At 57.0% G+C, this 21,513-nt stretch carries 19 protein-coding genes and 5 pseudogenes; 15 read left to right on the top strand and 9 right to left on the bottom strand.

From position 1 onward, the window contains the following. Positions 1–36 precede the first annotated feature (36 nt). A complete protein-coding gene (locus tag JZM24_RS03275; RefSeq protein ID WP_215668551.1) occupies positions 37–822 on the bottom strand; it encodes a phosphonopyruvate hydrolase in 786 nt (261 codons plus the stop codon). 396 nt (positions 823–1,218) lie between these two features. Continuing rightward, complete coding sequence (locus JZM24_RS03280) at positions 1,219–1,524, bottom strand: TM2 domain-containing protein (protein ID WP_215669985.1); 306 nt, start codon at positions 1,522–1,524, stop codon at positions 1,219–1,221. Positions 1,525–2,129: 605 nt separating this feature from the next. On the opposite strand from JZM24_RS03280, the gene JZM24_RS03285 reads away from it, so the two are divergent. The 3 genes from JZM24_RS03285 to JZM24_RS19590 all read left to right on the top strand — a co-directional run bounded on the left by JZM24_RS03285 (position 2,130) and on the right by JZM24_RS19590 (position 4,512). Then, positions 2,130–2,498, top strand: a complete 369-nt coding sequence (locus tag JZM24_RS03285; RefSeq protein WP_215668552.1) for a hypothetical protein — start codon at positions 2,130–2,132, stop codon at positions 2,496–2,498. Positions 2,499–3,347: 849 nt separating this feature from the next. Next, positions 3,348–3,839: an LOG family protein gene (locus tag JZM24_RS03290; protein ID WP_215668553.1), complete on the top strand. Its 492-nt coding sequence runs from the start codon at positions 3,348–3,350 to the stop codon at positions 3,837–3,839. A gap of 10 nt (positions 3,840–3,849) precedes the next feature. Further along, positions 3,850–4,512, top strand: coding sequence for an NUDIX hydrolase (locus tag JZM24_RS19590; RefSeq protein WP_376775506.1), 663 nt, complete (start codon positions 3,850–3,852; stop codon positions 4,510–4,512). Here the strand turns inward: JZM24_RS19590 and JZM24_RS03300 are convergent. Beyond that, positions 4,461–4,800: pseudogene (locus JZM24_RS03300) on the bottom strand (Spy/CpxP family protein refolding chaperone); the annotation flags it as partial. The gene JZM24_RS19590 and the pseudogene JZM24_RS03300 overlap by 52 nt on opposite strands. Positions 4,801–4,993: 193 nt before the next feature. On the opposite strand from JZM24_RS03300, the gene cpxR reads away from it, so the two are divergent. From cpxR to trmL, 3 genes are all read left to right on the top strand, one after another. After that, entirely contained in the window at positions 4,994–5,692 is a 699-nt protein-coding gene (gene cpxR / locus JZM24_RS03305; protein WP_025424069.1) for an envelope stress response regulator transcription factor CpxR, read from the top strand. Next, the gene (cpxA, locus tag JZM24_RS03310; RefSeq protein ID WP_215668554.1) at positions 5,689–7,062 is read left to right on the top strand and encodes an envelope stress sensor histidine kinase CpxA; all 1,374 of its coding nucleotides are present in this window, start codon (positions 5,689–5,691) and stop codon (positions 7,060–7,062) included. The genes cpxR and cpxA overlap by 4 nt, the downstream gene beginning before the upstream one ends. Positions 7,063–7,300: 238 nt before the next feature. Next, complete coding sequence (gene trmL, locus JZM24_RS03315; RefSeq protein ID WP_215668555.1) at positions 7,301–7,768, top strand: tRNA (uridine(34)/cytosine(34)/5-carboxymethylaminomethyluridine(34)-2'-O)-methyltransferase TrmL; 468 nt, start codon at positions 7,301–7,303, stop codon at positions 7,766–7,768. Between the two features lie 6 nt (positions 7,769–7,774). Here trmL and cysE read toward each other — a convergent pair whose 3' ends face one another. The 5 genes and pseudogenes from cysE to JZM24_RS03340 form a co-directional block, all read right to left on the bottom strand. Then, positions 7,775–8,590, bottom strand: a complete 816-nt coding sequence (gene cysE, locus JZM24_RS03320; RefSeq protein ID WP_215668556.1) for a serine O-acetyltransferase — start codon at positions 8,588–8,590, stop codon at positions 7,775–7,777. A 37-nt stretch (positions 8,591–8,627) separates the two neighbouring features. Continuing rightward, a complete protein-coding gene (gene gpsA, locus JZM24_RS03325) occupies positions 8,628–9,644 on the bottom strand; it encodes an NAD(P)H-dependent glycerol-3-phosphate dehydrogenase (protein WP_215668557.1) in 1,017 nt (338 codons plus the stop codon). Positions 9,645–9,646: 2 nt separating this feature from the next. Beyond that, entirely contained in the window at positions 9,647–10,117 is a 471-nt protein-coding gene (gene secB / locus JZM24_RS03330; protein ID WP_215668558.1) for a protein-export chaperone SecB, read from the bottom strand. A 66-nt stretch (positions 10,118–10,183) separates the two neighbouring features. After that, positions 10,184–10,422: pseudogene (gene grxC / locus JZM24_RS03335) on the bottom strand (glutaredoxin 3). Between the two features lie 25 nt (positions 10,423–10,447). Continuing rightward, positions 10,448–10,879 carry a rhodanese-like domain-containing protein gene (locus JZM24_RS03340; RefSeq protein ID WP_215668559.1) on the bottom strand — a complete coding sequence of 144 codons (432 nt, stop codon included), beginning with the start codon at positions 10,877–10,879 and terminating at the stop codon, positions 10,448–10,450. 208 nt (positions 10,880–11,087) lie between these two features. On the opposite strand from JZM24_RS03340, the gene envC reads away from it, so the two are divergent. From envC to JZM24_RS03385, 9 genes and pseudogenes are all read left to right on the top strand, one after another. Continuing rightward, positions 11,088–12,386: a murein hydrolase activator EnvC gene (envC, locus tag JZM24_RS03345; RefSeq protein WP_215668560.1), complete on the top strand. Its 1,299-nt coding sequence runs from the start codon at positions 11,088–11,090 to the stop codon at positions 12,384–12,386. A gap of 34 nt (positions 12,387–12,420) precedes the next feature. After that, positions 12,421–13,341, top strand: coding sequence for a divergent polysaccharide deacetylase family protein (locus JZM24_RS03350; RefSeq protein ID WP_215669986.1), 921 nt, complete (start codon positions 12,421–12,423; stop codon positions 13,339–13,341). Between the two features lie 282 nt (positions 13,342–13,623). Continuing rightward, a pseudogene (locus tag JZM24_RS03355) lies at positions 13,624–14,830 on the top strand (glycosyltransferase). Positions 14,831–14,847: 17 nt separating this feature from the next. Further along, positions 14,848–15,755, top strand: a pseudogene (locus JZM24_RS03360) (hypothetical protein). 119 nt (positions 15,756–15,874) lie between these two features. Continuing rightward, a complete protein-coding gene (rfaD, locus tag JZM24_RS03365) occupies positions 15,875–16,807 on the top strand; it encodes an ADP-glyceromanno-heptose 6-epimerase (RefSeq protein WP_215668561.1) in 933 nt (310 codons plus the stop codon). A 31-nt stretch (positions 16,808–16,838) separates the two neighbouring features. Next, the gene (gene rfaF, locus JZM24_RS03370; protein ID WP_215668562.1) at positions 16,839–17,888 is read left to right on the top strand and encodes an ADP-heptose--LPS heptosyltransferase RfaF; all 1,050 of its coding nucleotides are present in this window, start codon (positions 16,839–16,841) and stop codon (positions 17,886–17,888) included. Next, complete coding sequence (rfaC, locus tag JZM24_RS03375; protein WP_215668563.1) at positions 17,888–18,862, top strand: lipopolysaccharide heptosyltransferase RfaC; 975 nt, start codon at positions 17,888–17,890, stop codon at positions 18,860–18,862. Before rfaF ends, rfaC begins: the two co-directional genes overlap by 1 nt. Positions 18,863–18,868: 6 nt before the next feature. Further along, positions 18,869–19,991: pseudogene (locus JZM24_RS03380) on the top strand (glycosyltransferase family 9 protein). Positions 19,992–20,045: 54 nt separating this feature from the next. Then, positions 20,046–20,951, top strand: a complete 906-nt coding sequence (locus tag JZM24_RS03385; protein ID WP_215668564.1) for a sugar glycosyltransferase — start codon at positions 20,046–20,048, stop codon at positions 20,949–20,951. Positions 20,952–20,988: 37 nt separating this feature from the next. On the opposite strand, the gene JZM24_RS18320 is transcribed toward JZM24_RS03385, so the two are convergent. Then, positions 20,989–21,225: a hypothetical protein gene (locus JZM24_RS18320; RefSeq protein ID WP_246579863.1), complete on the bottom strand. Its 237-nt coding sequence runs from the start codon at positions 21,223–21,225 to the stop codon at positions 20,989–20,991. Positions 21,226–21,513: the final 288 nt, after the last annotated feature.

Below are 21,513 nucleotides of genomic sequence, written 5' to 3' on the forward strand. Positions count from 1 at the left end.
CCACCGCGCGCATGCTTTCGTCCCCCTGCAGCGTCATTATGTCGTTGACGGTCGGCAAGGCGGTGTCCACCCCATAGATGCCGCCATCGCGCCGACCGCCGCGCGGATGGCGTGATTACCGTAAATGACGATCCCCACTTTACCGCTCTCGGCAATACTCGACTCGGTAAGCTGCGGATACGCCGTCGGCACCAGCACCAGCGGAATCTGGCCTGTCCAGGCATCGATAAACGAGAGGATCTCCGCCGGGGTTTTTTGCCGGGAATGAATGAGGATCGCATCCGCGCCAGCTTCTTGATACGCGTACGCCCGGCGCAGGGCGTCGTCCTGCCCGAGCCCGGCAATCAACGCCTCGACCCGGGCGATAATTACCAAATTGCTATCCTGGCGGGCGTCGATGGCGGCGCCAATCTTGCCTTGAAAGGTTTCAATGCTGACCAGCTCCTGCCGCCCGTCGGTGCGCAGGCTGGTGTCTTTTGGAAAGGTCTTATCCTCCATCACTACCGCCGCCACGCCGGCCGCCTCATACTGTGGGATGGCATAGCTGACATTTACCGCGTTACCAAAACCGGTATCGATATCCGCAATCACGGGGGTTGCGACGGCGGCAGCGATAGCGCGCATCATATCCAGGTGAATGCCCATCGGCAGGATATTGGCATCCGGCACCGCGTAGCTGGCCGCCAACTCGAACCCGCTGCCCCAGATGCCGTCAAAGCCCGCCTCAGCGGCAAGCCGCGCGCACAAGGGATTATGGGCGGCCATCGCGGTGAAAAGTTGCCGGTTGTCGAGCGTTGAACGCAATATCGCGTGCTTGTGCATGCCTTGCTCCTCACCTCAGTTGATTAACGATTCGCGGCAGTAAGGGATAGCATTCTGCCGCCCATGGTTTTCCCTCCTGCCAGACCCAAAACAGCATGCATCATGGCCCTGGTGCCTGTGGCGATGGCCGGGCGGGATAGCCTTCACGTTAACCCAGTCCTTACGCCCACACCAGAACCGAACGCCAATCCAATCGGGTTAGTGTTCGCCTTTGAATGTCAATCCTAAGGAAACAGCAAGATATCCCGCTTCGACCATTCGCGCCTTCATCAGCCAGCGTGACCCTGTCGAGCAAGCCAGGGATCTCTGCCGCTATTCAAAAAGGACTCTAAGCGAAACGTTAAACGCGGATGAGGATGATTAATCCCGCTCCGGATTAAGGTCATGCGCCTGGGTTTAACCATACTTTCTGGCGAAATTTTCGTCAGAGGTACATAAATAGATAATAAATTCAATGAAAGCTATTAACGCAGGGATAAAGGTCCAGCAGAACAGCAGATACAGTACCCCCTGGCCAGTCTTGCCTAAATAGAATTTGTGAACGCCGAAACCGCCGAGGAAAAACGCCAATAGCGCGGCGGAGATGCGATTTTTACTGCCGACTACGTTATAGATGGCGCCACAGTGCGGGCAGCTTTTTGCTGTTTCATGGATTTGCTTTTCGCAGCCCCGACAGTAAACATTATTCGACCTAGTCGTAATCCTTATGATGTTATTTTTATTGCAAGCCGCTGAGTAGAGACTTTGATATATATTTTACCGCCCTAATCAATCTTTACAAGGCCCTGCTGTTCAACATCGCCCGCACAAGCTGAGTAGATGGAAAGCTGATGCCTTATGGCACCCGTTATGGCGCCCGTTGCCTCTTCGCCGATGCCAATACCGAATAGAAAGGGTCGCCATAAAGGCATTAGACCTACTTTTCCCCGACAATAAAGCCCGCTCACGCCAGACAAGCTCTTCTTTAAATGAACAGGTCACACTCGGACAATGTCTAAAACAACTGCTATTCGGCACCGTTTTTTTGCAGTAACCTTTCTGCTAGTCGCATTTCGCTCAAATTATCGCCAATAATTATTTAAACATGAAAAGAATCCTCTATGCCTATCAAGCAAGAAATAATGAATAAAATCGCCCTATTAGCTTTTAAAAAATTACAATCCGCCGTTTTTTTGAGCATTTTTATCAGCAACATTTTGACGTTTTAGAACACAAGGATAAACAGAGGGTCATCCACCGCGCTTTGTTTGTCGCTGGAACTCATGGTATTTGATTATTCTGAGCTTACCCAGGACAAGTAGGATTATATGAATGGCGACAAATATGCACGTGAATCCATTATAGCGCTAGTGAAATCCGATCCCGTCACCGTATTGAGCTTAACCATGCCACAGATCATTTTTCTGCTCTATCCCTACATCAATGACTACCAAATTGATCCCAAAATCAGAACCTATTTGCGCAATGATCTTGCTCTGCTCTGCGGGTTCAAAACACAAGAAGCTCTGCCGTGGAGGCCAACAAAAGAATGGATCCCTGGCATCATCTTTACTTATTACCGCCAAGAGGACAGCGTGATGCCTCTTGGCCATGATGGGATATGTGACACAATGGCAGAAGCGCCGGCGACGGATACGGCGTGCCAGAAAATACCTCCGTCTGGTGCTTCGCTTTAATACAGATTGTCGCGCAAAGCTCGCGCTGATAAGCAAGCGCGTCCATAGGGCCTTATCACCTCTGTAAAATCCGATTGCAGTAAAAGAATTACAGCCTTAGCCGTTTATGCACTGATTCACCCCTTTCGTTTCACAAGGCTTTGGCAATCGTCATTCGCCAGCGGGTGGTAAATGTATACCTCGCATTAACGCGACATCACGTGCTGGCAGCGCGCTCAGAGACTGCACATCACAGCCGCGCCACAACGGCGTTGACGCTGGATTTCCACTGCAACCAGGCAATGACATTTCTAATGGGGTGCGGCAGCAGAAAGGATGACAATGAAATTATTTACGTGTTTATGAAAATGTCAGGGGCAAATTGATAGAATTTTACCCATCCCCTTTTCTATACGGCGAGCATGTCCGCGGCGCCTGAAGAGTTGAGCGCTGCGGGTGTAGGGAGGGGAGCGCCTAGCAGATTGGGCCATCTAAGGTGCAGCGCCAAGCGCTGCCGAAGAATGTGTGGTGTGGCCCCAAGCGCCGCCGGGACATTATTAAGCCCGGTGAGGTTTGCGCCAAGCGCTGCCGGGCGGGGGTTTAGCGCCGTGAGTGCGATTGCCGGGCGTGACACGCGCCACCCCCACCACCACCAGGCGGGGGGCCAGCTTTGCTGGGCCGCGCCGGTATGCTCGACATGCCCGGCATAGACGACGCCGTCGGTCACAGATGACGTCGGTCATTAGCTGAGTACTGCTTTCTCGCCACGATTTGAGTTAAGTTGAGTGAAAGCAGCACAGCTCGAAGCGGCTGGAGAGCATCCACCCTCCAGGGAAGAGTATCAAGATAGCTCACTTAAGGAATAATAATATGATTAATATTGGGATTTTTTGCGGTTCCGCTAACGGTAGCGATCCGGTTTACCGGGAAGCCGCCAGCCAGACCGGTCAGTTATTGGCCGGAAAAGGAATGGGTATCGTCTATGGCGGGGGAAAGGTCGGCCTGATGGGCGCTGTCGCTGATGCGGCATTAGAGCACGGCGGCCATGTCACCGGCGTGATCCCACAATCATTAGTCGAGCGTGAAATCGCCCACACCGGACTAACCCACCTTCACGTGGTAGCGAATATGCACGAACGCAAAATGAAAATGGCGGCGCAGTTGGGGCTACATGCAAAGCCTTGTGCCTTTCTTGATGTCAACGGCTTTTACCGCCCGTTGCAAGACATGATCCGTCAAATGGTCGAGCAAGGATTTCTGAAAAAGAGCCATGAAGATATGCTGATTTTTTCGGCAAACATGACAGAAATAACCGAATATTTTGCTGATTATCGCGCCCCCGCCGTCAAATGGTCACAGTGAGGAAAAGAAAATGGCGGATGAAAATGTCATCCATATCGCCGCGGCGGTAATCACTGACGCGCGGGGCTGGATCTTGCTGGTTAGAAAACGTCATTCAGCCTACTTTATGCAGCCGGGAGGCAAAATCGAGGCCGGAGAGCGCCCGGAAATGGCTCTGGTGCGCGAGCTGCACGAGGAACTCCAGCTCCATATTCCAGCAGAGGATGTTTCTTTTCTGGGTCAATTTACCGATATCGCAGCCAACGAGCCCGGTTACAGGCTAATCGCCGAAATTTTTGCCGTTCCTGCTCCCGACCATGTGATCACCCCTGCAGCAGAGATAGAGGAGGTTATATGGCTTGATCCATTAGCCGAACAAACTGTTCCGCTGGCGCCACTGACCCAAAAGCAGCTTATTCCATTGCTTTTGCAATCACGAACGGTAATTAGTGTATCTCAGGCACAAAAAAAACCCGCTGATGAGGCGTGGAAGACAGGGATGGTGTCTATGGAAAGGAAAAAGGTCATTCTTTATTCGTTTACTGCTGGCTTCTTGGCAGAAGTCGAAATCTTTTCCGCCATCTGCAGCTTTAAATCACTTAACCGCTGCAGATGCTTTTGCTCTAGAATCTGTTGCTGTTACGGCGTAAGCAAGTTATACATTTGGTTGCGCACCCGGGCCATTTCGACCTGACGAGCAACCTGCTCCTGGGCCATCTTTTCCGTTTGTTCCCTAACGGCAGCCTCGTCGAAAGTTTTGGCGGTCACCAGCGTATGCATGCGTTCCATTTCGCTAATATTAATACTCGGCGGTGTCGCGGCTGGCGAGGCTCATGAGGTCCCGCATTTGTTGCCGCTGCTGTTCCGTCAGCTTAACACCATCAAACATGCTGTAGTGGCTTTCCTGTATCCGATGCGTAAGGGCATCCTGTTGCCAGCTTTCCAATGTATTGTTTTTAGCAGCTACAGTATTAACAGAGAAGAGACCAGCGCGGCGGCGATGAACAAGAGGATGTGTTTGTGCATCCCGGCCCCCTTGGCATGTTTCTTTGTCGCTATATGATGGAAGTTAGTCTACCCAAGCCGCTGCAAACATGCGTCATGCGGTGTAAAGCTACGTAAAGTCATGGATTGGAAGGGATTGATGACGTATTTTGCGTCAGGAGGTGTATAAAATGAATAAAATCCTTTTGGTTGATGATGACCGCGAATTAACGTCGCTGTTGAAGGAACTATTGGAAATGGAAGGCTTTAATGTCCAGGTGGCGCATGACGGCGAACAGGCGTTAAGCCAGTTGGACAGTTCCATTGATCTCTTGCTTCTCGATGTAATGATGCCGCGTAAGAACGGCATCGATACTCTTAAAGAGCTGCGGCAGCAGCACCAGACGCCGGTGATTATGTTGACCGCTCGCGGCAGTGAGCTGGATCGCGTTTTGGGTCTGGAATTGGGCGCGGATGATTATTTACCCAAGCCGTTCAACGACCGTGAACTGGTCGCGCGTATCCGGGCAATCTTGCGCCGTTCACACTGGACGGAACAACAGCAGACCGGCGAGGCCGGCACGCCGTCGCTGGAGGTCGATTTCCTGCGCCTGAATCCGGGCCGGCAGGAGGCCACCTTTGACGGAACGCCGCTGGAGTTGACCGGTACCGAGTTTACGTTGCTGTATCTGCTGGCGCAGCATTTAGGCCAGGTGGTGTCGCGGGAACATTTAAGCCAGGAAGTGCTGGGCAAACGTCTGACGCCGTTTGACCGCGCCATCGATATGCATATTTCCAATTTGCGTCGCAAGCTGCCGGAACGCAAAGACGGGCATCCGTGGTTCAAAACGTTACGTGGCCGGGGCTATTTGATGGTATCCGCTGCATGATCAACAGTTTGACCGCACGCATTTTCGCCATATTCTGGTTGACCCTCGCGCTGGTGCTCGTGTTGGTGCTTATGGTGCCCAAGCTGGATTCTCGGCAAATGACGCAATTGCTCGACAGCGAGCAACGCCAGGGCGTAATGCTGCAGCAGCATGTGGAGGCTGAGCTGGCCGCCGATCCGGCCAACGATTTGATGTGGTGGCGCCGGCTGTTTCGCGCTATCGATAAATGGGCCCCTCCCGGCCAGCGTTTGATTCTGGTGACCAGTGAAGGGCGGGTCATCGACGCCCAGCGCAATGAAATGCAGATTATCCGCAACTTTATTGGTCAATCGGACAATGCCGATCATCCCCAAAAGAAAAAATACGGCCGCGCGGAATTAGTGGGCCCTTTCGCCATTCGCGACGGCGAGGACAATTATCAACTTTATCAGATTCGCCCGGCCGGCAGCGCCCAATCGGACTTTATCAGTTTGCTGTTCGATCGCCCGCTACTATTGCTGATTGTCACCATGCTTATCAGTATCCCGCTGCTGTTATGGCTGGCCTGGAGCCTGGCCAAACCGGCGCGTAAACTGAAGCATGCCGCCGATGAAGTGGCGCGCTGGAATCTGCGGCAACACCCTGAGCTGGAAGCGGGGCCGCAGGAGTTTCTGGCGACCGGCGTTAGCTTCAATCAGATGGTCAGCGCCCTGGAACGGATGGTCACCGCGCAGCAGCGCCTGCTGTCCGATATCTCCCATGAGCTGCGTACGCCGTTAACCCGGCTCCAGTTGGCCACCGCGCTGATGCGGCGACGGCACGGCGAGGGACACGAGCTTGCACGCATCGAGACCGAAGCGCAGCGGCTAGATTCGATGATTAACGATCTGCTGGTACTGTCCCGTAATCAGCATAAAAACGATCTGTCGCGGGAAGTGCTCAAGGCGAATGATCTGTGGTCGGATGTGCTTAATGACGCCACATTTGAAGCCGAGCAAATGGGTAAAAGCCTGGAGGTCACCTCGCCGCCGGGCAACTGGACACTGCTGGGCAACCCCTCCGCACTGTACAGCGCGCTGGAAAATATCGTGCGCAACGCCCTGCGTTATTCGCACCAGCGTATCACGGTCGGGTTCAGCGCCGATCAGCAGGGGATAACCATTACCGTTGATGATGATGGCCCCGGCGTCAGCGAGGACGATCGCGAGCAGATTTTCCGCCCCTTTTACCGTACCGATGAAGCGCGCGATCGCGAGTCCGGCGGTACCGGTCTGGGGCTGGCGATTGTCGAAACCGCCGTGATGCAGCACCGCGGCTGGGTCAAGGCCGAGGACAGCCCGCTCGGCGGATTGCGGCTAATTATCTGGCTGCCTTTGTTACCCCAGCGCTAAGCACAGCCAGGCGCGAAAGCAGGATCCGCGCCCGCCGGCCCGTGGGAAAGCGGCCTGTCCGGTTCACCGGCTGACAATGGTCCTTCCGGGCCGCGATAGACGGCAGCGCACCTGAGCATGATTACCATGAAGTAAAGCCCCGCGCATGATTGCCAAGAAGCGAAGCCCGCAGCGCATCAGGAAGTGGCGGCAGGAGCGAACATTTTTTGCTATTCTGCGCCCTGCTTAAGGGGGCATTATGCTTAACATCGTATTATACGAACCGGAAATTCCGCCCAACACCGGCAATATCATCCGCCTGAGCGCGAATACCGGTTTTCACCTTCACCTCATACAACCACTCGGGTTTACCTGGGATGACAAGCGGCTGCGCCGCGCGGGGCTGGATTATCATGAATTCGCCGCAGTCCGCAATCACCGCGACTATGCCGCTTTTCTTTCGCAGGAGCAGCCGGCGCGGCTGTTTGCCCTGACCACCAAGGGTCAGCCGGCGCACAGCGCCGTGCGCTATCAGGCCGGGGGCTATTTGCTGTTTGGACCTGAAACCCGCGGGTTGCCGCCGTCAATTCTTGACGCGCTGCCCATGACGAAGAAAATCCGCAGCGCGATGCAGCCGGACAGCCGCAGCATGAACCTGTCCAACGCGGTGTCGGTGGTGTTGTATGAAGCCTGGCGCCAATTGGATTATGCCGGCGCACGAGACTAGCCTTCCTCAGATACCATCGCCGAATTCAAAACCGGGGCTGCTAAAAGACTGATCCATCTCTTCCGACGGCCGGTCACTTTCCGCTTTCCCCACCACCCGCGCCGGCACGCCTGCGGCGGTAGTATGGGCCGGTACCGAGCGCAAGACGACGGAACCAGCGCCGATTTTCGCCCCTCTGCCCACCTCGATATTGCCGAGAATGGTGGCGCCGGCGCCGATCATCACCCCTTCACGGATCTTGGGATGCCGGTCGCCGCTGGTCTTGCCCGTGCCGCCAAGCGTGACGGACTGCAGGATGGAAACGTCATCTTCCACCACCGCGGTTTCGCCAACCACGATACCCGTGGCATGGTCGAGCATGATACCACAGCCGATGCGCGCCGCCGGGTGAATGTCCACGCCGAAGGATACGGAAATTTCATTCTGGAGATAAATCGCCAGCGCCTGGCGATTCTGATACCACAACCAATGGCCAATCCGATATGCCTGTAGAGCGTGGAACCCTTTCAGATACAGCAGCGGAGTAGAGTATTTGTCCACCGCCGGATCGCGCAGTCGCACCGCGTGAATATCACGCGCGGCGGAGAAAATCATGCTCGGATCGGCGCTGTAAGCCTCCTCAACCACTTCACGGATGGCAATGGCGGGCATAATAGGGTTGCTGAGTTTATTGGCCAGCATATAGCTCAATGCGCTGCCCAGGTTTTCGTGCTTGAGCAGGGTTGCATGGAAAAAACTGGCCAGCATGGGTTCACAATCGGCCAGCAAGCGCGCTTCAGCTTTAATGTTGTTCCATACAAGTTCCAATTCTTCTGTCGACATACCGCCCGCCTTTTGCTTTGTTGCTGGGTAACCGGCCTCAGCCGCCGGCCCTTTCATCTTTCTGCGCACGGCCAAGCAACGTCAGCGCCGCCTGATGCGCGTTTTTGTGCTGGTAAAGCACCTGATATATCTGCTCGCTGATGGGCATCTCTACCCCGTAGCGTCCGGCCAGCGCCAATACTTCCTTGGTATTGCGGTAACCCTCCACCACCTGTCCGATCGTTTCCTGCGCCGCTTCGACGCCGATGCCCTGCCCCAGTAGCATGCCGAAACGGCGATTGCGCGACTGATTGTCGGTACAGGTAAGCACCAGATCCCCCAACCCGGCCATGCCCATAAAGGTGCCGGGCTCTGCGCCCATCGCCGCGCCGAGGCGCGACATTTCGGCCAGACCGCGGGTAATTAAAGCGGTGCGCGCGTTGGCGCCAAAACCGATGCCGTCAGAAATGCCGGCGCCGATGGCAATCACGTTTTTCACCGCGCCGCCCAGCTGGACACCGACGAGATCGGGATTACTGTAAACCCGGAAACTTTTACCGCAGTGTAACAGCCGCTGTAAATCGTCGCTGAAGGTAGCGTCCGTGGCCGCCAGCGCAATGGCGGTGGGCAACCCTGCCGCCAGATCACGCGCGAACGTTGGCCCCGACAGCACCGCCAGCGGTATCTGGTCGCCCAGCACCTCCCGCGCCACCTCCTGCAGCAGCCGGCCGGTTTCCGCCTCCAGCCCCTTGGTAGCCCAGACAATGCGGGCATCTTGGCGCAGATGGGGTTGGAGTTGTGTAAGCACCTGCCCGAAGACGTGGCTTGGCACCACAATCAGCACATCACGGCTGGCGGCTAGCGCCGTCGACAGAGATGCCTCCAGGCGCAGCGTCGGCGGAAACGGTACGTCGGGCAAAAAAGCCTGATTGCAGCGCGCCGCCTCTAACGCTTGGATATGGGCCGGATCGTGACCCCACAGCAACACCTCATGACCGTTACGCGCCAGGGTGATAGCCAGGGCCGTACCGTACGAGCCTGCACCGATAACAATCATTGAAGCATCGCCGGGCATAATCAGGCGTCCTGAGCCGGCTGGCTGCCGTCGCCGTCGCCCTGCTGCTGCAGGTTATTCATGAACAGCGCGTCAAAATTGACCGGCGCCAGATTCAACTGCGGGAAGGTGCCTCGGGATACCTGGCTGGTGATACACTCACGGGCGTAGGGGAAAAGAATATTCGGGCAGTAGGCGCCGAGACAGTGCGCCATTTGGGTGCCGTCAATGCCGGAGATGGTGAATATGCCCGCCTGCTGGACCTCGCACAGAAAGGCGGTATCTCCGCCCAACGATGCCGTTACGGTTACCCGCAGTACGACTTCATAGATGTCCTCCGCCAGCTGGCTGGACGCGGTATCCAGATCCAGTTTGATTTCAGGCTGCCATTCCTGCTGGAACACCTTGGGCGCATTCGGCGCTTCAAAAGACACATCCTTGGTGTAAATGCGCTGAATCTGAAACGCCATATCGGTATTATTTTGTTCTGACATTGAAAAACCCTTTGGTTAAAGTGCCGGGTACGGGGGCTAGGCGCACGACCCGTCGGTTCTGTTTATTTAAAGGCCGCCGCGCGCATCGAGCGCATGCAAGTCGTCACACCCGCCCACATGCTTGCCATCGATAAAGATTTGCGGCACCGTGGGGTGCGGCCGCTGCGCTTTATCATTTCTTCGCGCAGATCCACGTCGCCATCAATGGGGATCTCCTGAAAAGGCACCCCTTTGCGGGTAATTAACGCTTTAGCGCGATGGCAATAGGGACAGGTTGCTTTGGTATAAATTTCGATATTGGCCATGGTTTCCCTTCTTGATGGAAAAGAGTTATTTACCCCTGACCAGCGGTAAATTTTCCCCGCTCCAGCCGGATATGCCTTCTTTAAGCACATAAACCCGTTTAAAGCCGGCTTTGATCAGGTTTTGCGCCGGATCGCGCGAGCTGGTGCCGCCGGCGCAAACAACGATGACCGGCTTACCCTTTGCTTTTTCCAGCTCGCCCAGATTGCCGGATTTGATGTCTGCCGCCGCCAGATTTAAACTGTTGGCGATATGCCTCTTACGGTAATCATCCCGGTTTCGCAGATCAACAATCACCGCATCTTCCTTATTGATCAATCGGATAGCTTCACCGCGGGCAATGTCGCCCACCTTGGAAAAACGGCTTTGGAAAGTAGTAAAAATTATGGCACCCAAAAGGACCATCCACGCCAGACTAAGCATGGGATGATTGCCGATAAATTGCATAATTTCTTGCATGGGGTGAGAAGACTCCCGTTAATAAATGACCCAACGTCAAAGCATTCGAGTATACCCTCGCCGCCGGGCAAATTCAGCCAATATACCGATACATCGCCAAGAAACTGGCGGCAATGCGCGCCGCAGCGCATAAATCTCGGATGAAACCGATGCCAAAGCGTCAATAGATGACTGGTAAGCCGCTGTTCAACGTGAAATAATCGCCACCATGAGGGAAAAAGCACCGTTGAAAAATTCATATCCCACGCGCACCGGCTGTCGGCACCGCGCCACCGGATTAAGGTATCGTCTTTGCGCCTGCATGCTTTGCGCCGGCACTCTGCTATTGCCCGCCGCCGTTCACGCCGCAGACAATAAGCAACAGCTTGAAACGGTGCAGCAAAATATCCTCGCCAAAGAAAAAAGCGTTCAACAGCAGCAAAAACAGCGCACCACCTTGCTCGGCCAATTGAAGGAACAAGAACAGTCCATCTCCCGCTCGTCCCGTGCCCTGCGGGATACGCAACATACCCTGGCGACGCTGAAGGGCGATATTGATCGGCTGACGCGTTCGATTCGCCAATTACAAGACCGGCAGGCCGCGCAGCAGAAATTGCTGGCGCAGCAGTTGGACGCCGCATTCCGTCAGGGGCAGCACTCCGGGCTACAGTTGATCCTCAGTAACGAGGAAAGTCTGCGCAGTGAGCGCATCCTGGCCTACTTCAGCTACCTGAACGACGCGCGCACCAAAACCATCAATGACCTGAGCCAGACACGAACCGATCTGGCAGCGCAAAAGCGCGAACAGCAGCAGAAACAACAACAACAGCAGCAGGTGTTGCAGCAGCAGCAAAAACAACAGCAGACCTTGCAGGGCGCCAGCGCCGCGCGCCAGAAAACCTTGAGTGGCCTGAATTCGTCCATCGCGGAAGATAAGCAACGATTGGCGGAGCTGCATCAAAACGAGGCGCGGTTACGCGATACTATCGCCCGCGCCGAGCGGGAAGCGAAAGCCCGTGCGGAGCGTGAAGCGCGGGAGGCGCAGCGGGTGCGTGAACGGGAAGCGCAAGCGAAAAGCCGCGGCAGCACTTATAAGCCTAGCGAGAGTGAGCGGGCGCTGGTCGCCCGTACCGGTGGTCTTGGTCGGCCGGCGGGACAGGATTTGTGGCCGGTGCGGGGTCGTACGCTTCATCGCTTTGGCGAGCCGCAGCAGGGAGAATTGCGCTATAAAGGGCTGGTCATTGCGGCCGCGGAAGGCAGCGAAGTGAAGGCCATCGCCGCCGGCCGTGTGCTGATGGCCGACTGGCTGCAGGGCTACGGCCTGATGGTGGTCATCGAGCACGGCAAGGGCGATATGAGTCTCTATGGTTATAACCAGAGCGCGCCGGTCAACGTCGGCGATCAGGTCAAGGCCGGGCAGCCTATTGCGCTGGTCGGGGCCAGCGGCGGTCAGGGCACGCCGTCGCTTTATTTTGAAATTCGCCGTCAGGGCCAGGCGGTCAATCCCATACCCTGGTTAGGAAGGTAGTTTGTCGATTAAAATTTGTAGCACCGCTATCGTGATGTTCCTGCTGCTGGCAAGCCACGTGGCGCAGGCCGGGAAACTGGCCATCGTTATTGACGATTTTGGCTACCGGCCCGCGACCGAAAATCAGGTCCTGGCCATGCCGGTTAACGTTTCCATTGCGGTGCTGCCTGATGCGCCCTATGCCCGGGAAATGGCCCTTAAAGCCCATCGACAGGGGCGCGAAATCCTCATTCATTTGCCAATGGCGCCGTTAAGCAAACAGCCCCTGGAACGCAATACGCTCACGCCGGCGATGAGCCGCGACCAGGTGGCGGACATTATCCGGCAGGCGACCCAGAAAGTCCCTTATGCGGTGGGGTTGAACAATCATATGGGCAGCGCGATGACCTCCAGTCTTAGCGGCATGCAACATGTGACGCAGGCGTTAAGCCACTATTCTTATTACTTCCTCGATAGCGTGACGATCGGCAACAGTCAGGCGGTGGATGCCGCCGCCGGCACCGGCGTCCGGGTTCTCAAGCGACAGGTGTTCCTGGACGATACCGCCAATGAGGCCGACATCCGTCACCAGTTCAATCGCGCGGTGGCGCTGGCCCGCCGCAACGGTTTCGCTATCGGTCATCCGCATCCGGCCACGGTGCGCGTGCTGCAACAGATGCTGCCGTCCCTGCCGGGAGATATCGTCCTGGTGCGCCCGAGCATGCTGCTTGACGAACGTCCCGCGGCGGCGCCGATGGCTAAACCGGCGCCGCCGCGTCCGCACCCCTTCCGCGGCGTGCCCTATTGTCCGAGTCGTCAGCCGGCGCCGCCGATTTATGCCGATGCCATGCTAGGCGCCATCGCCTCAAGCGTTGCCGATACCTGGCGCAATATCCTGCGCGGCGAGACGGCCCCTGCCGCCGGGAAGTCCGACGCGGCACAACCCGGTTCCGGGAAGCCTGACGCGGCACAATAACCGACCGGGAAAGGCGTCCCCTGCCTCAGGCGGTCAAGCAAAGCAGCGGCGCCTTTGCAACGGTCTGGCCGCAGCAAGACTCTGAAGGCTAATCAGGGGATTACGGCCCGCCGCCGGCCACAGCCGCAACGCCAGTCTTTCGCTTACTCGCGATCGCCGATTTTCCCCTCCAGTGTCAACGACCGGCGCTGGCTGTCTTGCCGTGGCGAAATAGTGCAGGTAGTGCACCTATGCTACCATGCACCGTAATGAGGGAGATCTGTGCGGTGGAAATGCATGACGATGCCACAAGGTCGGTTGAAAATTCTGCTGTTGGATAACGGCAAAGAGTGGGGCGGCGGCACCAATAGCCTGCTGGAACTCCTTAAACGTATCGACCGCAGCCGGTTTGAAATTACCTGTTGTTTTTATCATAATTATCAGCGCGACAATGAATAAACCATCGGCGACGTTCTGAGCGCCATCGGTATTCCGACGCAGTTTATAGCGCAGCGCCGGCAACCGCTGTGGGCAAAATTGAGCAAGGAGATCCTGCGCGGCCTTCTGCTGTTCCACGCTCTCTGGCGCCAACGTGCCGTGCAAGCCGTCGACCATCGCTGGCGCATTGCGCCGAATGCCCGGCAACTTGCCGCCCTGCTGCGCGCGGGAAACTTTCACCTGCTGTAATCCCAGCTCCAATGTGGAAGGCTATAGAGCGGCCGAGGGTCTGCCGGTGGCGGTGGTGCAACATTGCCGCATTGAACCGGTCCTCGACCCACACATCGTCTCCCGGGTCAACCGGGGCGCGCGCTGCGTCATCGCGGTAATCGAGGGCGTGCGACAAACCCTGATCTGCGGCGGTATCCGGCCGGCGCTGTGCCAAACGGTGTTTAACGGCATCGATATTCATCAGCCGCTGCCGGACGGCGCGCGACTGCGCCAATCCCTCGGCGCCGATGCGGGTACCTTCCTGTTCGGCAATATCGGCTCGCTCATTGCCCGCAAGGCGCATGATCACACGCTGCAGGCGCTGCAGGCATTCCATCAGGCCCACCCCGAAGCACGCTGGAAAATGGTGTTGGTCGGATCGGGTAACCAACAGGCTAATCTGGCGCGTCAGGTGGAGCAAGCCGGCCTCGGCGATCGCGTTATCTTCACCGGCTTTCAGCGCAATGCAATGGAATACCTGGCCGCTTTCGACGCGCTGATACTCGCCTCGCGCAGCGAGGGCCTGCCGCGGGTGGTATTGGAAGCGATGCTGCTCGAAACGCCGGTCATCGGTTCGGCGGTCACCGGCACCGCCGAATTGGTGCGCCATCAGGATACCGGCCTGCTGTTTCCCTATGGCGATGTGGCGCAATTGGCGCACCACCTTGCAACGCTTTACAGCGATGTCGACAAACGCCGTGTGCTGGCACGGCGCGCCAATGAGCGGGTTCGCCGGGAGTTTGCCATCGAAAACTATATCGCTGGCGTCGAAGCCGTGCTTGCCGGCGCCCCTTTACCCTGAGACTTTGTATGTTCAATGTGTTCGATGTGTTCAATGCCAGATACCGACGTATTCGCGCGCGCCATAATCTGCCCTATCAGGCAGTGGCCGGCGGCTTACCGGTCACGTCGGTGGTCATCCCCTCCGTCGGCGCTGATTATAGTGAAGAAGCGCTGCTAAGTGCGACATTCGCCGCGCGCTTTGCACCGGCGTTAACCGAGATAGTGATCGTCACCGACCAGAGCGCCGCCGCCTTTCCCGCGTTACCGGCCACAAAACCCGCGTCGTCACGCCCAGTGATGACACCCGCGGCGGCGATTATCCTTATAAGCAAATCTATCTCAGTCGCCTTATCAAAATGCAGGCGCCGCTGCAAGCGCGCACCGACGGTATTTTGATGATCGATTCCGATCTGAATTTGCTGTCGATGCCGCACATAGCGCTGCATGACGATCATATTTACGCCAGCTTTCGCCGGGGAAAAATGATCGACAAACTGAGCGGCCTCGCGCCGGCGGCGGTGCCGGCTTATTATCGCGACGCGGTGCGTCCGAAATGGGTGGATCATGTCAACGGCGCCTTTCTTGCCGCCACCCGCCAGACCTGGCAACGGATGTACCCGCTTTGGATCGCGTTTTTCCGCGATACCTGGTCGCGCATGGCCGGCACCCAGCCGCCCACCGATCAGCTGCCGCTGGCGGCGATGCTGGATACGCTGGACATTCGCTCCATCAACCTGGGTGAGTGGATGAACTGGCCGGTGGCGAAACGCATTGGCGGCACGCCATCGGTCATACCACCGCAGGTGATAGGCGCTCACGGTGGTTTCCCGCTGTCGGAGTGGCATAAATATCTGCATTCGCGCGATACGCCACTACTGTTCAAGCCGCAAACTTACACCCGAAAAGTGCGCTATCTCAGCGATGAAGAGCGGCTTGCGCGCTAGCGGCGATACCGCATCTGCGGCCAAGCGGGAAGATATAAAGCCCGGAGAGGAAATGCTATGATAAAAGCATTATCAGGAGCTGACGTTGTGCCGGCTCCGTCGAAGCGCAAGGGTAACCCATGATAGTTGTCACCGGTGGTGCCGGTTTTATCGGCAGTAATATCGTTAAGGCGTTAAATCAGATTGGCTACAACGATATTTTTGTGGTGGATAACCTCAAGGACGGCACCAAATATGCCAATCTGGTCGACCTGAATATCACCGATTATATGGACAAAGAGGATTTTATCGCCAGCATCGTCGCCGGCGATGATTTCGGCGATATCGATGCGGTATTCCACGAAGGCGCCTGCTCTTCCACTACCGAGTGGGACGGTAAGTACATGATGGACAATAACTATCAGTACTCCAAAGAGCTCCTGCACTACTGTATGGAACGCAGTATACCGTTTCTGTATGCCTCTTCTGCGGCAACCTATGGCGGCCGGACGGAACATTTCATTGAGGATCGACAGTACGAGCAGCCCTTGAACGTCTATGGCTATTCCAAATTCCTGTTAGATCAGTATGTGCGCGCGCAATTGCCCCAGGCCGAGTCGCAAATCTGCGGCTTCCGCTATTTTAATGTTTATGGCCCGCGCGAATGGCATAAAGGCGACATGGCGAGCGTGGCTTTCCATCTGAATAATCAAATCAACGCCGGCGAGAATCCGAAACTGTTTGCCGGCAGCGAAGGTTTTAAGCGCGACTTTGTCTATGTCGGCGACGTCGCGGCGGTGAATCTGTGGTTCTGGCAAAACAACGTCTCGGGGATTTTCAACTGCGGTACCGGCCGGGCAGAATCGTTCCAGGCAGTGGCGGACGCGGTGCTGGATTACCATAAAAAAGGCCAGTTGGAATACATTCCGTTCCCGGAAAAACTCAAAGGGCGTTATCAGGCCTACACACAGGCGGATTTAACCCAGCTGCGCGCCGCCGGCTACACGCAAACTTTCAAAACCGTCGCCGAGGGGGTGACGGACTATCTACGCTGGCTGAACCACAATCATTAATTTCCTTGAGGGCAAGAAAGAGAGCGTCGGCATGAAAATACTGGTGATCGGACCGTACTGGGTCGGCGATATGATGATGTCCCAGAGCCTGTACCGCCTGCTGGTACAGCGCCATCACAGCGCGCAAATTGATGTGATGGCCCCGGCCTGGTGTTGCCCTTTGCTCAACCGCATGCCGGAGGTCAGCCAAGCGCTGGCAATGCCGCTCGGCCACGGCGCTCTGGCGCTGGGCGAGCGCCGCCGGCTGGGGCGTTCGCTGCGTCAAAGCGGCTACCAGCAGGCGCTGGTGCTGCCAAATTCGTTCAAATCGGCGCTGGTCCCCTTTTTCGCAGACATTCCACAGCGGACCGGCTGGCGCGGCGAAATGCGCTATGGACTGCTCAACGATTTGCGCACGCTGGATAAACAGGCTTTTCCGCTGATGGTGCAGCGTTACGCCGCCCTGGCCTTCGATCGCAGGACGATGCGCAGCGCCGCCGATTTACCCACGCCGCTGCCCTGGCCGCGCCTAATGGTCAGCGCGGCGGAGCAAGCGCAGGCACTGAGCACGTTTGTGCCTGAGGCTACGCGCCCGCTTATCGGCTTTTGTCCCGGCGCCGAGTTCGGCCCGGCCAAACGCTGGCCGCATTATCATTATGCCGCGCTGGCCGAGGCGCTTATCCACCGCGGCTATCAAATCGCGCTGTTCGGCTCCGCCAAGGATCAGGCGGCCGGCGAGGCCATCGGCGACGCGCTGCCGGCGGACGCCCGCGGCCACTGCCATAATCTGGCCGGTCAGACGTCACTGGAGCAGGCGGTCGCGCTGATTGCCGCCTGCCGGGGGATAGTCAGCAACGATTCCGGTCTGATGCACGTGGCCAGCGCGCTGGATCGTCCGCTGGTCGCGCTATACGGGCCCAGCAGCCCGGATTTCACCCCGCCGCTTTCCCATCAGGCCCGGGTGATTCGTTTAATCAGTGGTTACCATAAAATTCGGCAAGGTGACGACGAACAAGGCTACCATCAGAGCCTGATCGCGATTCAAACTGACCGGGTGCTGAGCGAACTGGAAACGTTATTGGCCCCCCAAGAGGAGAATTAATGCAGGTCCTTATCGTCAAAACGTCCTCGATGGGTGATGTATTGCATACTCTGCCTGCGCTGACCGATGCGGTGCGCGCATTACCCGGGATCCTTTTCGACTGGGTGGTAGAAGAGAATTTTGCCCAAATCCCCACCTGGCACCCTGCGGTGCGGCGGGTGATCCCGGTGGCTATCCGCCGCTGGCGCAAGAACTTGTTCGGCGCCGCCGTGCGCCAGGAGCGCTACGACTTCAAACGTCAGCTGCAGCGCGAGCGCTACGACGTGATTATCGATGCGCAGGGCCTGATGAAAAGCGCCGCGCTCGTCACCCGCGTGGCCCGCGGCGAAAAACACGGTCTGGATTGCAAAAGCGCGCGCGAACCCTTCGCCAGCTGGTTTTACCACCGGCGGCACGACGTGAGCAAACAGCAGCACGCTATCGCGCGCATTCGCCAACTGTTCGCCGCCAGCCTGGGCTACCCGCTTCCTGCCACGCCCGGCGACTATGCCATTGCCGGCCATTTTCCTCCTCAGCCGGTCGGACCAGCCTATTTGGTTTTTCTGCACGCCACGACCCGTCCCGGTAAACATTGGCCAGAAGCCCACTGGCGCACGCTGAATCAGCTTGCCGGCGACGCCGGCTATCGAGTCACCTTACCCTGGGGAGCGGAGCATGAGCGCCAGCGCGCCCAACGGCTGGCCGAGGGGTTCAGCGCAGCGGAAGTGCTGCCCTCTTTGACGCTGGCGCAGGTGGCGGCACAGCTGGCGGGCGCGACGGCTGTCGTCTCGGTGGATACCGGCCTCAGCCATTTGGCCGCCGCCCTCGATCGTCCGAACCTGACGCTGTACGGTCCTACCGATCCGGGGCTCATCGGCGGTTATGGACGCCACCAGCAGGCGTTGCGCGCGGAAGACGGCACTATGGAGAGCCTGACGGCGGAGCACGTCTGGCGGACGCTGCAACCGATGCCGCCGCCGCGGGAACAAGGATAGCGCATCATGAATTATCTGTTCATCTTTCTTCTGCTGTTGCCGGTAAAGCTGCTGTTAAAACTGATCCAGCAGCCATCGGGCAAAAATCTGGTGATCCAGACGGAGAAAATCGGCGATTTCGTCAATATCACCCCGTTGCTGCGCCATTTGGGGGTGTCGGACGCGCTGCTCAGCCGCACGGTCTCGCCGCTGGCCGAGCGTGACGATACGCTGGCGGAGTGCTTGTATATTGAGGATTACAAGCAGAATTTTTTCAGCAAGATCCGCCTGGGCTTACGGGCTGGTCAATCGCTACAGCCATGTCTATCTGCTGCATCCCAACAACAGTAATCTGTTTTTTGCCGCCTTGTGTAACGCCCCGGACAAACAGTTTCTCAGTACCTATACGCGACGCTGGTACCATAGGCTATTTTATCTCACCGCCAGCGGCGTGGTTGAGCATCAGCGCGATACGCTGACGCTGCAGAACTATCTGCGGCTGGCGGATCGTTCCCTGACCTGGCGCAGCCAGCCTAAACACGCCACCTCGCCGCTATGGCGGCCGTCGGCGCCGCGCCCTGAGCTGGCGACCCCGCCTGACACCCTCAACATCGGTATCAGCATCTCCGCCGGTAACAAGGCCAAAACGCTACCGCCGTCGGTGTGGGGCGAAATATTCACGCTGCTGGCGAGTCTGCCGTGCCGCTACTATGTTTTCGGCACCGCTAATGAACAAGGCTATTTCGATGCCCTGGTTCGCCACGCCGGCGCCGAGACAGACATCGTCAGCCTGATAGGGCTACTGCCGCTTCAGGAGGTGCCTGATGCAATTCGCCGCATGGACTGCTATATCGCCACCGATTCGGGCAATGTCTATATCGCCGATGCGTTGCAAGTACCGGTTATCTGCTTTGCGGGCCCTTGTGAGGCAAAAGAACAACGGCCATTAAACAAAGCATTGATAATTCGCCCCGACAGTATCCCGCCCTCCTCTTTTGTCTTCGCTGCGCTGTATCATTTCGCTCATCCGGCGACGCAACTTTACGCCTTGACCCCGGACGATCGGGAGAATATTTATAATTTTGTGGCATGCCTGGCCGCCGCCAGACAGCGGCTGAACGCCAGGCGGTCGTATATATCCGCTCCCTGATTGGCCTCCTTGCTGACTGCGCTAACCTGAACGCTATGGCGTAAGAACCGGAAAATGAGCACATTTTTTAAGCAAGTCTACCGCTATACCCGACCGCGTGCCTACCGGCACAATGAAAATCTGTGGCCTTTTTATCGCATCACCCGAAGCAGCGCAGGGGACATTACCCACCTGCGCTATAAGGGGCAGCCGGTGCCGCTGGTGCCGCTGGCCGAATGGCGTCATCGTTTCAGCGGCGATGCGCTGATTACCGCTACCGGTCCGTCCATCAAAGATATGGATTTCGCCAGGCTGCCGCCGATGACGGTGGCGGGCGTCAACGGCGCCTACGCGCTCAAAGATCGGCTCAATTTTCAACTCTATATCATCGTGGACATGAGTTTCATCGATCGCCGCACCGACGTTTTGCAAGCGATAATCGCCGATCCGGCATTAACCTTGTTCACCACCTTGCACGGTATCGCGCGTATCATTGACCGTTTCACGCTGGCGGCGGTGCGCTGCCGGCTGGCGCTGATTGAGGACGCCTGTTATCGCGTCTATCAACCCAAGGTCGCCAGTGATGACGTGAGCCGCCACTTCGGCCAGGAGCCCCACATCCGGTTCAGTCCGAACTATCCCAATATCGCCTTCACTACCGATATCCGCGGCGGGGTGTTTGATGCCGGCACGGTGGTGTTCTGGGCGCTGCAGATTTTGCAGTTTCTGGGCTTCACACGCCTGTACATCGCCGGGCTGGACATGACCAATTTTCATCAGCCGCGCTTTTATGAAACCGATCAAGACAAGCTGCCGTCGTTCCTGGCAGAGAAATTTGCCACCCTAATCGTTCCCGCCTTCGGCTTGGCCAGCGAGGTGCTAGAGCAAAATGGCGTGGTGGTGAAAAATCTTTCTGTGCACAGCGCGCTAAGCAACGAGATTTTCGAGAAGATGAGCTTCCATGATGCTTTCCAGAGCTAGCGAGTGGGCTGGAAAGGGATTTCAGGTTTTCTTTCCATTATTTTTGTTCTTTAGCGCTCTTTTTTTCGGCTATACGCGGGTCAATAATCTGTTTCACCTGTCCGCACTGTGCCTGCTGGTGATGCTGGCGGGCAATGTCGCCCTGCGCCGTCAACTCTTCAGCGACCTCAGGTTCAACATCGGGCTGTCGTTGACTACATTTCAACTGGGCTATTTTTGCCTTACAACGTTGTGGTCCGCTCATCCCCAGGCGCTGATTTCCGACCTCACCCATGCTCTTTATCTGCTGCTGTTTCTTCTCATGTTCCGGCTGATGGCCCTGCAAGGCCGGCGGTCGATAGCGCTATGGGCCGTGGCCGCCGGGATGATGGTGCTGGCCGTACTCACTTTTCTTATGGTCGATGCCAAAACGATGCTGAGTCATCGCATGACGGATGGTTTTTTTGGCGCGCCGCCTAACGTTATCGATTTGGCAGGCTATTTCGCATTGGGTATTTTCCTGTGCCTTATCCTGATGCGCGACACAGGCGCGCGCTGGCTCTATCTGCCGGTCACTGTGCTG

The organism is Candidatus Sodalis endolongispinus (assembly GCF_018777395.1).
GTDB lineage: Bacteria > Pseudomonadota > Gammaproteobacteria > Enterobacterales > Enterobacteriaceae > Sodalis_B > Sodalis_B endolongispinus.